Origin of the sequence: Chondromyces crocatus (assembly GCF_001189295.1) — a bacterium.
Taxonomy (GTDB): domain Bacteria; phylum Myxococcota_A; class Polyangia; order Polyangiales; family Polyangiaceae; genus Chondromyces; species Chondromyces crocatus.
Window position 1 is genome coordinate 7,189,630 of sequence record NZ_CP012159.1, and the last position, 15,604, is coordinate 7,205,233.

Here is a 15,604-nt window from a genome sequence, read left to right on the forward strand (position 1 = left end):
CTGGATCCATGAGCGAAGCATCGAGAAATCCCGACTACAAGGCGCTTCTCCGACAGGCCTACGATGCGCTGCAGCAGATGCAGACGCGCCTCGACGCGGTCGAACGCGCGCGGCACGAGCCGATCGCCATCGTCGGCTTGAGCTGCCGCTTCCCTGGGGGAGCAAACCCTCGCGCCTACTGGGAGCTGCTCCGCCAAGGGGTGGACGCGACACGCGAGTTCCCCCGCGAGCGGTTCGACATCGATGCCTTTCACTCGCCGGATCCGACGGCCCCTGGCAAGACGAATGCGCGTCGCGGAGGGTTCCTGGAGGGCGTCGATGGCTTCGATCCGCAGTACTTCGGCCTGTCTCCACGCGAAGCGGCGCTGATGGATCCGCAACAGCGCCTCTTCCTGGAGACGTCCTGGGAGGCGCTGGAAGACGCGGGGATCGTGCCGGCGTCGCTGGCGGGCACGGCGACCGGGGTCTTCGTCGGGGTCTACAACGACGATTATCAGTGGCTGGACACGTCGGTGGAGGCGATCCACGACGCCTACAACGCCACAGGGACTGCCCACAGCGTGTTGCCTGGGCGACTCTCGTTCCTGCTCGATCTGCGCGGCCCCAGCCTCGCCGTGGACACGGCCTGCTCTTCGTCGCTGGTCGCCGTACACCTCGCCTGTCAGAGTCTCCGCACCGGGGAGAGCGACATCGCGCTGGCAGGCGGGGTGAACCTCATCCTGTCGCCCAGGCCGAGCATTCTGCTGTCGAAGCTCCAGGTCCTCGCGCCCGACGGGCGCTGCAAGACCTTCGACGCCTCGGCCAACGGCTTCTCGCGGGGGGAAGGTGCGGGCGTCCTCGTGCTCAAGCGCTTGAGCCGCGCGCAGGCCGATGGCGACCGCATCCTCGCGCTCATCCGAGGCTCCGCCGTCAACCAGGATGGTCGCTCTGCCGGGCTGACGGCGCCCAATCCCCGCGCTCAGGCGGACCTCATCCGCCAGGCGCTGAAGATGGCCTCTCTCGCCCCGTCGGACATCTCGTACGTCGAGGCGCACGGGACGGGGACGCCCTTGGGTGATCCCATCGAGATCGAGGCTCTGGCCGAGGTCTTCGGGAGCCCGCAGCCGGACGGTACGCCGTGTCTCGTGGGTTCGGTGAAGACGAACTTCGGCCACCTCGAAGCCGCCGCGGGGATCGCGGGGTTGATCAAGGTGGTGCTCTCCATGGCGCACGCCGCCATCCCTCCCCACCTGCACCTCACCACGCTCAACCCCCGCATTCGCCTGGAGGGGACACGGCTCGCCATTCCGACCGCCCTGACGCCCTGGCCTGCGCTCCGAGAGGGCGGGCGCCGCTGTGCTGGCGTGAGTTCGTTCGGGGTCGGTGGGACGAATGCACACGTCATTCTGGAGGACGCCGCCGCGCTGGCTTCTCGGCCGGCAAGTCGCGAGGCGCAAGCTTCCGAGACCCTTCACGTACTCCCCTTGTCGGCGCGTTCACCGGAGGCGCTCGGAGCCCTGGCGCGCTCATTTCGAGATTTCCTGACGAGCACAGCGAGCGATCCTGCCCCTTCGCTCGTCGACGTCTGCCACACGGCGGGGACGGCACGGTCCCACCATGCCCATCGGCTCGCCGTCGTCGGCGCCACGCACAGCGCGCTGGTCGAGCAGCTGGACTGTCATCTGCGAGGAGAGCCCTCTCTTCGCGTGGCGACGTCGCGTGTGGACACGTCGAGCGCCCCCGGCGTCGTCTTCGTGTTTCCAGGTCAGGGATCGCAATGGGCTGGAATGGGTCGAACGCTCTCGACGCGCGAGCCCGTATTCCGCGCTGCCCTCGAGCAGTGCGCCGACGCCGTGGCGCGTCATGGTGGCTGGTCGCTGTCCGACGTGCTGCGCGAGGATGCCGACGGGACTTGGCTCGACCGGAGTGATCGCATCCAGCCAGCCGTGTTCGCCATGCAGGTCGCGCTCGCCGCGCTGTGGAAGCACTGGGGGGTCATCCCGGACGTCGTGGTGGGCCACAGCATGGGCGAGGTGGCCGCCGCCTGCGTCGCTGGAGCGCTGTCCCTCGACGACGCGGCGCGGATCATCTGCAAGCGAAGTGCGCTGCTGACGCGGGTTCGCGGGCGGGGAGCCATGGCGGTCATCGAGCTCCCCGCCTGGCGTGTCGAAGAGATCATTGGACCCCACCATGGCGCTCTGTGCATTGCAGCCATCAATGGACCGACCACCACCATCGTGGCCGGAGACGCTGCGCCGCTCTCCACCCTCCTGGACGACTTGCAGCGTCAAAATGTCTTCTGCCGCCCGGTGAGGGTCGATGTTGCCTCTCACAGCCCCCACGTCGACCCGCTTCGAGAGGAGCTGCTCACCGCGCTGGAGGGACTGCACCCCCTGCGGGGGTCGACCCCTCTTCGCTCCACGGTGACCGGCAAGACGTCACTCGGTGAGGATCTCGACGCTGGCTACTGGGTGCGCAACTTGCGCCAGCCCGTCCAGTTCCTTCCCGCGATCCGGAGTCTCCTCGACGAAGGTCGGCGGATCTTCATCGAGCTGAGCCCGCACCCCGTGCTGCTGACGGCCCTCGAACAGACGATTGCCGAGCGAGGCGCTGGCGGCATCGCGCTTCCTTCCATGCGTCGAGACGCAGTGGATCAGGACGTCCTGATGGAATCCGTCGCCGCGCTGTATGCGCACGGGGCTCCGATCGATTTCAGCAAGATGCATCCGGGTGGTCGCCGTATCACGCTCCCCACCTACCCATTCCAGCGGACGCGGCACTGGCTCGACCTCTCCTCGCGCGACGGCGATCCCGCGCCCGTTCTCGCGCGATCCCGCGGGCGACACCCTCTCCTGGGGGCACGTCTCCTGACGGCTCACCCCGTCTTCGAGGCTCAGCACAGCGTCGACGGGCTGCCATTTCTCGGGGATCACCGATTGAATGGCACCGCTTTCATGCCCGGGTCTGCCTACATCGAAATGGCATTTGCTGCGGCACGCGAGACGCTGGGAGGTGGAGACCATTCTCTGCGCAATCTCAGCCTCGACGCTCCGCTGACGATCCTCGATTCGACGACGACCGTGCAGACCATCTGCACCGAAAGACAGCCAGGGACGCTCGAGATCGAGGTCTTCAGTCGGCAGCAGCAAGAAGGAAGCGAGGACACGACCCCCTTCCAGCGGCATGCGATCGTGGAGGTGGTGCGAGAGGGGCTCTCTTCGGGCCAGCCGGCACGTCGTGAGTTCGATGTCCTGGAGATCCAGGGCCGGTGCCCAGAACTCGTGGACATTGCCTCCTTCTATGAGCAGCTCGAGAAGGGAGGGCTCGCCTTCGGTCCCCTGCTCCGCGGCGTTCACTCTCTGTGGCGCCGCGATGGAGAGGCGCTCGGGCGAATCGAGCTACCAGAGGGGCTGCGCCACGAGGCCCAGGACTACACCCTGCACCCCGCCCTGCTCGACGCAGCGCTGCAGGTGCTCGGGTCGACGCTGCCAGGGGGTGGTCCATGCGCTGGGGAGAGAGGGCCTCTCTTGCTGGCGTCGATCGGGTCCGTGCGATGGGGCGAGCGTGCTGGCCGACCTTGCTGGAGTCATGCGGAATCCCACGAGGTGCCTGACGGGGGTGCGCTGGGAAACGTGCGGCTTCTCGACGAACGAGGGCGGACGATCGTCGAGCTTCTGGATCTGCGTTTGCGACGCGCGAGCCGAACGGATGCGATCTCTGGAGCTGGCTCGGCGCTGGATGCTTGGCGCTATGAGGTGCAGTGGGAGCGCAGCCCCCTCGATGTCTCGACGAACCGCGACGGACGGCGCTGGCTGCTCTTCGCTGACGGAACGGGTGTCGCGGAGGCCCTCGCCAGACAGATCGAGCAGAGCGAAGGGCATTGCGTCCAGGTGCGGCCGGGCGCGGAGTACGAAACGGTCACGGACTCGCGCGTCGTCATCGTTCCGGGCCGGCCCGATCATGTGGCGCGCTTGCTCGATGAGGCGGAGGCCCGCGGGATGCCTTATGACGGCGTCATCCATCTGTGGAGCCTCGACGGCACGGTGCCCGAGCCTGGCGCGGTCGGCGACGAGGCGGTGGCACAGTCCCTGGCTCATCTCGAGCGCAGCCTGCACCTCACCTGCGGCAGCACGCTCACGCTCGTGCAAGCCCTCACCCAACCTCACCGGCCGTCCCCTCCGCGTCTCTGGTTGGTCACGCGCAATGCCCAGGCCTTCGACGGCACATCCGAGCGGCTCGACGTCCAGGGAGCAGCGCTCTGGGGGTTCGGTCGGAGCGTGGGACTGGAGCATCCGGCGATCTGGGGTGGCCTGGTCGATCTCGACGAGGGAGCGCATGGCGAGAGCGCTCGGCTGCTCATGGCACAGATCACCCACGGTGGAGAGGAAGACCAGGCCGCATTCCGGCGAGGGATCCGTCATGTCCCTCGCCTCGCCCGCGTCGACAGCACGCCGCCTTCATTCACGGCGCTGCCCGTCATCCAGCCGGATGGGAGCTACCTGATCACCGGTGGCCTCGGAGGCGTCGGCCTGCGCGTCGCTCGCTGGCTTGTCGAGCGAGGGGCGCGCCACGTGACGCTGCTCGGCCGGGCAGGCCTTCCGCCGCGGGAGGCGTGGTCCACGGAACCGGGAGACACGCCACGTCGACGCGTCATGGATACCATCGCCACGCTGGAGGCAGCCGGCGCGTCGGTCGACGTGGTCGCCGTCGACGTCGCCGATCTGCAAGGGATGAGGCGCGTCTTCGCGAGGTTCGGCTACAGTTCTCCCGCGCTGCGCGGGGTCGTCCACGCCGCGTCGGCAGTCGATCCTTTGCCGGTCCGGGAGATGACCTCGGAGGCTCTCCTCGCAGCCTGCCGCGCCAAGGTCCTGGGTGGGTGGATCCTGCACAACGTCGCGGCGTCATCTCCACTCGACCTGTTCGTCCTGTTCTCGTCGACCTCTGGCATCTGGGGAGCGGGGCGCCTCGCGCATTATGCGGCAGCGAATCAGTTCCTCGACGCGCTCGCGCAGCTCCGGCGCCAGAAGGCACAGCCGGGGTCGTCCATCGCCTGGGGCCTCTGGAACGAAGGCCGCGGCGCGTCCGAGGAGATGCAGCAGTGGTCGGCGCAGGTCGGTCTGATCGGGATGGCCCCGGCCCGCGCGCTGGACGCCATGCAGCGCGTCCTCGCCGGTGACACCGTCCATCAGATCGTGGCCGACGTGGACTGGCGCCTCCTCAAGCCCTCGTACGAGGCCAGGCGGCGCAGGCCCTTGTTCGCGTCGATCGCGATCACAGAGGCGCCGACCCTGGGCGGCGCTGGCGTACGCAGCGCCCTCCTCGTGAAGCTTCACGAGGCGCCTCCACGGTCGCGGAAGAGCCTCCTTCAGGCCGCCATTCAGAAGGAAGTCGCGAGGATCTTGCGCCTCCCTCCGTCGACCCCCATCGAACCGCGCCAGGGGTTCTTCGAGCTGGGCATGGACTCGTTGATGAGCCTGGAGCTGAGAAACCGGCTCCAGGTCACGCTCGGCCATGCATTGCCGACGACGCTGGCGTTCGATCATCCCACGATAGCGTCGCTCACCGGCTTCCTGGTGAGCCGTGTGCTGCAGCTCGACCTCGGCGAGGCAGAGCCAGCTCCCACGGGACACGTGGAAGCGCGCACCGAGGAGACGTCGAGCAGCTCGCTCGGGTCCCACGGCGACGACCTCGACGCGCTCGAAGAGGACGAAACCGAGGCGCTTCTGGAGCGCCGTCTGGCGGGTCTGGAGAAGAGGCTCAGCACATGAGCGGGAGAGACGAACAGGACGGTCGCGGACAGCTCCTCAAGCGGGCGCTCCGGATCATCGACGAACTCGAGACGAAGCTCGATGCCTCGGAGCGGTCTGCCCGAGAGCCCATCGCGGTCGTCGGGATGGGCTGTCGCTTTCCAGGGGCCAACGGTCCAGGAGCCCTCTGGACCTTGCTCCGCGACGGCGTGGATGCGATCTCGACCGTGCCCGGGGATCGCTGGGACGTCGCGTCGATCCATGCGACCGCGCCAGGGACACCAGGCAAAACGACGTCACGGTGGGGCGGCTTCCTCGATGACGTCCGCGGCTTCGACGCGCGCTTCTTCGGGATCTCTCCGCGAGAGGCGGAGCGGATGGATCCGCAGCATCGCTTGCTCCTGGAGGTGAGCTGGGAGGCGCTGGAGCATGCCGGGGTCGCCCCGGATCGGCTCGCCGGGACACCGGGCGGCGTCTACCTGGGCATCATCGCCAGTGACTACGCGGCCCTCCAGGCCGAGGCGGCCGGGGATGCCTGCTTCGATCTGCATTACACGACGGGAAGCTCGCTCAACGCCGCAGCCGGGAGGATCTCCCACCAGCTCGGGTTGACCGGCCCCAGCGTGGCCATCGACAGCGCCTGTTCGTCGTCGCTCGTGGCGGTGCATCAAGCGTGTCTCGGTTTGCGCGCCAGGGACTGTGATCTCGCGCTGGCCGGCGGTGTCAGCGTCCTGCTCTCGTCTCGCTGGTCCATCGCGCTGTCCCAGGCCAACGCGCTCTCTGCGGATGGACGGTGCAAAGCCTTCGACGCCAGCGCAGACGGCTTCGTCCGGAGCGAGGGCTGCGGCGTTCTGGTGCTCAAGCGCCTCTCGGACGCGCGCGCCGCAGGGGATCCCATCCTCGCCATCGTGGCGTCGTCGGCGGTCAACCAGGATGGGCGGAGCAGCGGCCTCACCGTTCCCAATGGCCTCGCCCAGCAAGCCGTGATCCGGAAGGCGCTCGAGCGTGCGAGCCTGACGCCGCAGGACATCGATGGCATCGAGGCCCATGGGACGGGCACCTCCCTGGGGGATCCCATCGAAGCGAGGGCGCTCGGGGAGGTGTTCGGGCCCGGGAGAAGCGATGCGCAGCCGCTCGTGCTCGGCTCCGTGAAGACCAACCTGGGACACACCGAAGCCGCCGCAGGGGTCGCCGGGATGATGAAGGTGATCCTGGCGCTCCAGCACGAGCAGTTCCCGCCTCACCTTCACCTGAAGGCCCGGAGTCCTCGCATCGACTGGACGCAGCTCCCGGCGGTCCTGCCCGACACGCTTCGTTCCTGGCCCGCTGGCAGCAGAAAGCGCCGAGCCGGGGTGAGTTCGTTCGGCATCAGCGGCACGAATGCGCATGTGATCCTGGAGGAGGCACCGGAAGCGCCCGCGCAGGTCGACGTACCCGCTTCGGGTCTGGCCCTGCCCACGGGCGAAGCCGCCGAGCAGCTCTTCCTCCTCTCCGCGCGCAGCCACGAGGCCCTCCGCGCCCTCGCACGCGCTCACGTCGACCGCCTCGACGACGACGGCGCCCTCGCACTCGTCCCGCTCCTCTCCCTCTGCGCTGCCGCTGCCACCAGGCGCAGCCACCACCTTCACCGCATCGCCATCACCGCCCACGACCGCCTCTCGCTCCGCGACAAGCTCCTCGCCTTCCTCCACGACGAGCCTCGCCAGGGCCTCTCCCACGCTCACCAGCCGCACAGCCGCACCGCACGCCTCGTCTTCGTCTTCCCAGGTCAAGGTGCTCAGTGGCTCGGCATGGGACGACAGCTCTTCGCTCACCAGCCCGTCTTCCGCGACGCGCTCCGACGGTGCGCCGATGCCTTCGCTCCCTTCGTCGACTGGTCGCTCGAGCACGCCTTGCTTCACGGCGATGCCCCCCTCCTCGACCGCATCGACGTCCTCCAGCCCCTCCTCTTCGCCTTCCAGTTCGCGCTCGCCTCCCTCTGGCGCGCATGGGGCCTCCGCCCCGATGCCCTGCTCGGACACAGCATGGGCGAGGTCGCTGCCGCCGCCTTCTCCGGCGCCCTCTCGCTCTCCGACGCCGCGCGCGTCATCTGCCGGCGCAGCGCCCTGCTCCGCTCCCTCCACGGCACCGGCGCCATGGCCGTCGTCGACCTCTCCCACGACGACCTCCGCCCCATCCTCGCCGACCGCTTCCCTCTGCTCGACCTCGCTGCGTCCAACGCCCCCCGCTCCTCCGTCGTCGCCGGCGAACCGCTGCCCCTCCAGCAGCTCATCGACTCCCTGCAAGCCCAGGGCGTCTACTGCCGCCTCGTCCGCGTCGACGTCGCCTCCCACTCTCGCCACGTCGACCCCTTGCTCCCGCGCCTCCTCGACGCCCTCCAGGGCCTCCTGCCGCGCACCGCCTCGCTCCCCATCCTCTCCTCCGTCTCCGCCGCTCACCTCGACGGCACCGAGATGGGCCCCGACTACTGGGCGCGCAACCTCCGTCAGCCCGTCCTCTTCTCTCAGGCCGTCCGCCGCCTCCTCGACGACGGTCCTTGCCGTTTCCTCGAAATCGCGCCCCATCCGGGCCTGCTCCACGCCATCGCTCAGTCCTTCCTCGCCCTCGACGCGGAGCCCGCCGCCGTCGCCTCCCTCCGCCGCGACGACAGCGAGCGCGCCGCCATGCTCGACGCCCTCGGCGCCCTCTACACCCTTGGCCACGACCTCGACGTCCACGCCCTCTTCCCGGGTACGGCTCCCCTCCCCGCCCTGCCCACCTACCCCTTCCAGCACGACGCCTTCTGGTTCCAGCAGACACCCCACGCCGCCCCCGCGCTGCGCTCCATGACCACGCCGCATGCCCAGGGGCAGCATCACCCGCTCCTCGGCGCCCATCTGGCCTCTTCGGTCCACCGGGGCACCCATTTCTGGCACCTCGACGCCCTCTCTCTGGGCTCCCTCCCCTGGCTCGACCACCACCGCCTCCACGGGCACCCCGTCCTGCCGGCGGCTGCTTTCCTCGATCTCGCACTCTCCGCTGCCGCTTCCCTCGGACACACAGGCAGTCGGCTGAGCCAGGTTTCCTTCCGTGCACCTCTCTTCCTGCAAGGGCAGGCGACCCGGGCGTTCCAGATCGCTCTCCTTCCGAACTCGACCCAGGAGTTCACGTTTCAGGTCTCGAGCCGCGCTGCAGAGGAGAGCGACGCCCCCTGGACGCTTCATGCTGAAGGACGCGTGCATCCGGGCGAGGAGGATTCGACACGCGCCCCCGACTCGCTCGACGCTTTGCGCGCTCGCTGCACGACCGAGGTTTCCGTGGAGGAGCACGACGCGGCGCTGAAACGCAGAGGTCTCCAGTTCGGCCCCAGTTTTCGTTGTGTCGAGCAGATCTGGCTGGGTCAGCGAGAGGTCCTCGGACGGGTGCGGTTGCCAGATTCGCTCGACGCGCCGCAGAACCACCGGATTCATCCTGCATTGCTCGATGCTTGCTTTCAGCTCCTCGGCGCTGTCGTCGCGTCAGGGAATGGCCATGAGGGTGGAGGGGAAACGGTGCTCTATCTGCCTGCGCAGGTGGGGGCGTTGCGCGTGTACGGGCGTGCGGCTCCGCGTGCGGGGTGGTGTCACATGAAGGTCGAGCAGGAGAAAAACCTGCCGGAGCGCATGACGGGGGAGATCTTCCTCAGAGACGATCAGGGACGGGTTCTGGTTCATGTGCGGGGCTTTGTCGTCCAGCGGCTGGAGGCTGCCGTGGCTCCGACGACCCGGCGCTCGCGAGAGCCTCGCGAAGCCCTCCTCGCGCTGCGCTCCGGCCAGGCGAGACGTCAGAACCTGGAGACACGCGTCCGCGCAGAACTCGCAGCGGTGCTCAAGCTCTCCCCCTCCCGGATCGATCGCCTCGTTCCCGTCGCCGAGCTGGGCATCGATTCCGTGATGGCACTCGAATGCCGCAACCGATTGCAGCAGGCATTCGACATACCTCTCTCGGCGACATTGCTCTGGGTTCATCCGACGATCGCCGCGCTGGCGACCCACCTCGCTGGCGAGATGAACATCAGCTTCGAGGACCAAAACGAGACGTCACCCCGGGAGGATGCCCTCGGGGCGGCTGGGCCTCGGCATGACTCCATCTCCACCGCACACGCCAGGGCAGCATCACCAGCCGCTGCGTCGAGCGTCATGACGCGCTCCCTCACGCAATTCGTGCGAGAGGTCGAGACACTCTCCGAAGAGGAAGTCCTGGCGGCTCTGCTGGGCGTGCAGGGAGGGGCCTGAGATGCCCGGAGCGAACGTTCCCACCGGGAGGCTCTCGCCTCTCAAGCTCGCGTATCTCGCACAACAGCTCCACGCGGACGGTGATGCGGTCAAACAGCTCGCGGCCGAGCCGATCGCCATCGTGGGCATGGCCTGTCGTTTCCCGGGGGGCGCTCGTTCGCCAGAAGCTTTCTGGGAGTTCCTCGCGCGTGGTGGGGACGCCATCTCGGAGATCCCTGCAACGCGCTGGGACATCGGCGCCCTCTTCGATCCCGATCCGTCAGCCCCCGGGAAGATGGCGACCCGCTGGGGTGGCTTCCTCGAAGGCGTCGATCAGTTCGACGCCGAGTTTTTCGGCATCACGCCGCGCGAAGCCGCTCGGATGGATCCGCAACACCGCGTCCTCCTGGAGGTAGCCCACGAGGCGCTCGACCACGCGGGCCATGCTCATGAAGGCATCCGCGGCAGTCGGACCGGCGTCTTCATGGGGCTCTGCACGTTCGACTACCTGCTCCTTCAAGCGGCCGATCGCGATCGGATCGAAGCCCACACGAGTACAGGCTCTGCGCTGACCATCGCCGCCAACCGCATCTCCTATCTGCTGGATCTCAGGGGGCCCAGCCTGGTCGTGGATACGGCCTGCTCTTCTTCTCTGGTGGCGTTGCATCTCGCTTGCGAGAGCTTGCGTCGACGGGAGTGCTCTCTCGCCCTGGCCGGTGGGGTCAATCTGATCCTGGCCCCCGAACTCACCATCTCGCTCTCGAAGTGGGGCATGATGGCCACCGATGGACGCTGCAAGGCGTTCGACGCTCGCGCGGATGGCTTCGTTCGCAGCGAGGGCTGCGGCGTCGTCGTGCTCAAGCGCCTCTCGGATGCCCTCGCCGATCGGGACCGCATCCTCGGGGTCGTCCGTGGCTCTGCCGTCAACCAGGATGGTCGCAGCGCCGGGCTCACGGCGCCGAACCGTGCCTCACAAGAGGCGGTCATCCGGCAAGCGCTCGACAACGCGCGCCTCGATGCGTCGCAGATCTCTCATGTAGAGACCCACGGGACTGGCACCGCGCTCGGGGATCCCATCGAGTTCGAGGCGCTCGCCGAGGCGTTCGGCGGACCGCGCCAGGATGGGCGGACGTGCGTCCTCGGTGCCGTGAAGACCAATGTGGGGCACCTCGAAGCAGCCGCCGGTGTCTGCGGTCTCATCAAGGTGTTGCTCGCGCTCCAGCACGAGGCGATTCCCCCGCTGGCCCACTTTACGCAGCTCAATCCGAAGATCTCTCTGGAGGGGACACCTTTCCGCATCGCCACGGAGCTGACGCCCTGGCCCAGCACGGACTCCCCGCGCTGCGCGGGGCTCAGCGCCTTCGGTATGGGCGGCACCAACGCCCACGTCGTCATCGAGGAAGCGCCGCGCTTGCCCGTCCAGCCCCGGGCGACCGAGCCCCCCCACAGCGCCCACCTGCTCCCGCTCTCAGCTGCCACTTCGGATGCACTCGTCGCCCTCGCTCGGGCCCATCGCGGGCAGCTCACCGACGCCGAGCGCGAGGGCGGCCCTGCGCTCTCCGATGTCTGCGCCAGCGCCTCGAGACGTCGCTTCCACCATGAGCACCGGCTCGCCGTCGTCGGTACCACACACGCTCAGCTCCGCGATCGCCTCGACACCTTCCTGCAGGGCCGGCAGGGCCCAGGCATCCACGTGGGTCGCAAGCATTTCGATGGCTGGCGTCGCATCGTGTTCGTCTTCGCTCCTCACGGGTCGCAGTGGACCGGCATGGGTCGTCAGCTCCTCGCCGAAGAGGAGAGCTTCCGCAGCGCCTTCCTCCGGTGCGACGAGGCCATCCGCGCCGAGGCAGGGTGGTCGGTTCGCGAGGCGCTCGAGGGCAGCGCCGATGCGACCACGCTCGACCGGATCGAGACCCTTCACCCGACCCTCTTCGCCTTGCAGGTGGCGCTGGCAGCGACCTGGCGTGCGTGGGGCATCGAGCCTGCGGCGATCATCGGGCACAGCGTCGGGGAGGTCGCAGCGGCACACGTGGCCGGCGCGCTGAGCCTCGAGGACGCCGTGAAGGTCGTCTGCCGCCGCAGCGCCCTGCTGGCCGGCGTCACCGGCCGGGGTGCGATGGCCGTCGTCGAGCTCTCCCTCGAAGACGCACGTCGCGCCATCGCCGGCTACCAGCAGCATGTCCACGTGGGGGCCAGCAACAGCCCGCGCTTCACGGTGCTCTCGGGTGACGGCGCCGCCCTCGGGGACGTGCTGCGCTCGCTGACGCAGCAGGGGATCTTCTGCGGCGAGGGCGTCGCAGACGTCGCCTCTCACACGCCGAGGATGGCCCCCCTCCAGGCACCGCTCGAAGACGCGCTCGCCGACATCGTCCCGCGGAGTGCAGAGATCCCCCTGTACTCGAGCTGTGCTGGCGGGCAGGTCGACGGGGAGTCGCTCGGCGTCGCCCACTGGGTGCGCCACCTGCTCCAGCCGGTCCTGTTCTGGCCAGCGCTCCAGACGCTCCTCGCCGAAGGGCACGACGTCTACCTGGAGCTGAGTCCGCACCCACTCCTCACCTCGTTCATCGAGGAAGGGTTGGCCCATGCCGGGGTCGATGGTGCCGCGATCCCTTCCCTCCGGCGGGGCGAGCCGGGGCGAGGGGTCCTGCTCGAGTCGCTCGGAGCCCTCTACACGCTCGGCCACGCGGTCCCTTTCGAGCGCATCCATCCCACGAGCCGAAACGTCCAGCTTCCGCCCTATCCGTGGCAACACCGGCGCGCGTGGGTCGACCAGCTCCCGAGCACTCCTCCACGCCGGGAGGTGCAGCGCGCAGCGGTGGCAGGTCATCCCCTGCTCGGAAATCACGTGACCTCACCGCTCCTGCCAGGCGCTCGGCTGTGGCCCCTGGAGATCGACAAAGCCACGCTCCCCTGGCTCGACGATCACCGGGTCCGTGGCCTCCTCATCGCTCCTGGTGCGATGTTCCTCGAACTCGCGCTCTCTGCCGCCTTCGAGGCCTCCGGAGCCAGCGCTGGCGCGGTGGAAGACGTGCATCTGGAACAAGCCCTCTTCCTGCCCGAAGAGGGTTCGCGTGTCGCTCAGCTCGCCGTGAGCGCGGACCCTTCCGGAAAGACCACCTTCCAGCTCTTCAGCCTCCCTGCAGGCTCCAGCAGCGCCGTGCCCGCCACCTGGACACGCCACGCGCGCGGCGGCATCCCTCGCGACCCCCCGCGGGCGTCCATGAACCCACCGGCTGTCGTCGACCTGGATGCTCTGCGCGCCCGGTGCGGCGAGGTCGTCCCTGGCCGTGAGCACTACCGGCGCATGGCAGACCGCGGAGTCCAGTTCGGCCCGGCCTTCCAGGCCATCGAGGAACTCTTTCGCCGAGATGGAGAGGCGCTCGGCCGCATCCGACTCCCACCGACGGCTGGAACTGGAACGTTCTGTATTCACCCTGTCCTGCTCGATGCCTGCTTCCAGGCCATCGAGGTAGCGCTCCCTGGAGGCGCTGGACGCGACGTCACGTTCCTCCCCACGGGCGTCGCGAGGTTCACACTCCACGAAGCGATTCCGTCGGACACGACGCTCTGGAGTCATGTCCAGCTCCTTCATGGGGGAGATGGCGCTGGCGATTCGCTCGAAGCCAACGTGACCCTGCTCGATGAGCAGGGCCGCGTCCTCGCCGAAGCCCGCTCTTTCCGCGCAGCACCGCTCGATCGCGAGCCGGGCCTGCGGCGCCAGCGCTTTGCCTCCTGGCAGTACGGGATCGCGTTCCGCCAGAAGGCGCCGGTCCTGCACGGGGAGCATGAGACCCCACGACGATGGCTCCTGCTCTCCGACGGCACGGGCGTCGGAGAGCGGCTGTTTCGACAGCTCGAAGCGCGTGGCGACTCCTGCCTGCTCGTCCCGCGAGGTGTCTCGATGGAGGAGCGCCAGCGCTTCATCCAGGGCGCTCTCCGGCACGACGCACTTCCCTGTCACGGGATCGTCCACCTCGCGAGCCTCGATGCCGACGCCTCTGCCGAGCCACGCTCGCTCTCAGCAGCGCGAGAGAGCGGGTTCGACACGCTTCTGGAGGTCGTTCAGGTCGCAGCGAACGCCAGTCTCGAGGATCCGCCCCGGCTCTGGGTCGTCACCCGCGGCGCGCAGGCCATCGGGACCCCGGCCCCAGCCGTCGCGCCCGATCAGGCCCTCGCGTGGGGCCTGGTGCGGACCATCCAGCACGAGCACCCCGAGTTCCGCTGCAGCGGCATCGATCTCGGCGTCGACCCCGCCTCCACGCCGCTCGAGTTCGACGCCCTGGTTCGCGAGCTGGTGGCCGATGATGTCGAGGATCAGCTCGCCCTCCGCGGGGACACCCGCCTCGTCGCACGCTTCGCAAGACGCGACACCTCCGCGCCCGCGTCACGCCCGCCGGCAGCGCTCAGAGAGAACGCGACGTACCTGATCGTGGGAGGTCTCGGCGGGATTGGCCTGCGCCTGACGCGCTGGCTGATCGAGCAAGGAGCGCGACATCTCGTCGTCGTGGGCCGCTCCCCGATCACCCCAGCAGCTCGCTCCACCCTCGATGCGCTGGAGAGCAGCGGCGCGCGCATCGTCTTCGCGCAGGGGGATGTCGCAGATCCAGTCCACCTCCAGGGGATCGTCGCCAAGATGAAGCGTGAGATGCCGCCGCTCGCCGGTATCGTCCACGCCGCCGTCGTTCTCGACGACGGGGTGCTCCGCCAGCAGACGGCAGCGCGGTGCGCTCGTGTGCTCGCTCCCAAGGTCGAAGGCGCCTGGAACTTGCACCTCGCGACGCTCGACACCCCACTCGACTTCTTCGTCCTCTTCTCCTCGGGGGCCTCGCTACTCGGCTCCCCCGGGCAAGGCAGCTACGGTGCCGCCAACGCATTCCTCGACGCCCTCGCGCATCACCGCCACGCGCTCGGCCTGCCAGCGCTCAGCATCAACTGGGGGGTCTGGGCGGAGGTGGGTCTTGCGGCAGCTCAAGCAAACCGGGGCGCGCGGCTCGAGGCCAGCGGCTTCGAAAGCATCCAGCCCGACGACGGGTTCGCGCTCTTCGGGGAGCTGCTCGGACGGCCCGAGGCTCAGATCGGAGCCATTCCCTTCGACTTTGCGCGCTGGCGTCGCTTCTACCCGCAAGCAGCGGCGTCACCGCTCTTCGCCGAGCTGGCTGAAGTACCGGGAGACGAGCCCGAGACGGACCCGACGTCTCCCGACGAGGTTCGCCAGCTGCTCCTCGACGCCGCCCCGACGGAGCGCGCACCTCTGCTCGCTGCCCGCCTGCAGCGCACCGTGGCGCGCGTGATGCGCCTCGAACCCACCCAGGAGATCGACTGCCAGCGCCCCCTCGGAACGCTCGGCTTCGATTCCCTCATGGCCGTCGAGCTGCGCAACCAGCTCGAAGCCAGCCTGGGCATCCGCCTGCCGGCAACCCTCATCTGGAGCTACCCCACCATCGACGCGATGACCGAGCACCTGCTCACCAAGCTGGTCCCCTCGCCCGACTCACCTCAGCCACCCGCACCTCGACGACCCACAGCCGAACCTCCTCGGTCCGCAGCCGCCGCGACGACCGCAGACGACGAGCTCGCCCAGATCCTGGAAGCCGCTGCCGAGCTCTCGGAAGGCGATCTCCGCTCGCTCCTCATGCCCTCGTGAAA

General features: G+C 68.8%; 3 protein-coding genes. All 3 read left to right on the forward strand.

Annotated features, from left to right (window positions below; all coding sequences use genetic code 11):
* Nucleotides 1-8 precede the first annotated feature (8 nt).
* The 3 genes from CMC5_RS26220 to CMC5_RS26230 are packed head-to-tail and all read left to right on the forward strand — an operon-like array spanning nucleotide 9 to nucleotide 15,602.
* Nucleotides 9-5,747, forward strand: coding sequence for a type I polyketide synthase (locus CMC5_RS26220; protein ID WP_050432980.1), 5,739 nt, complete (start codon nucleotides 9-11; stop codon nucleotides 5,745-5,747).
* On the forward strand, nucleotides 5,744-9,979 hold the full coding sequence (locus CMC5_RS26225) for a type I polyketide synthase (protein WP_050432981.1): 4,236 nt from the start codon (nucleotides 5,744-5,746) through the stop codon (nucleotides 9,977-9,979). The genes CMC5_RS26220 and CMC5_RS26225 overlap by 4 nt, the downstream gene beginning before the upstream one ends.
* Nucleotide 9,980: 1 nt before the next feature.
* The gene (locus tag CMC5_RS26230) at nucleotides 9,981-15,602 is read left to right on the forward strand and encodes a type I polyketide synthase (protein WP_050432982.1); all 5,622 of its coding nucleotides are present in this window, start codon (nucleotides 9,981-9,983) and stop codon (nucleotides 15,600-15,602) included.
* Nucleotides 15,603-15,604: the final 2 nt, after the last annotated feature.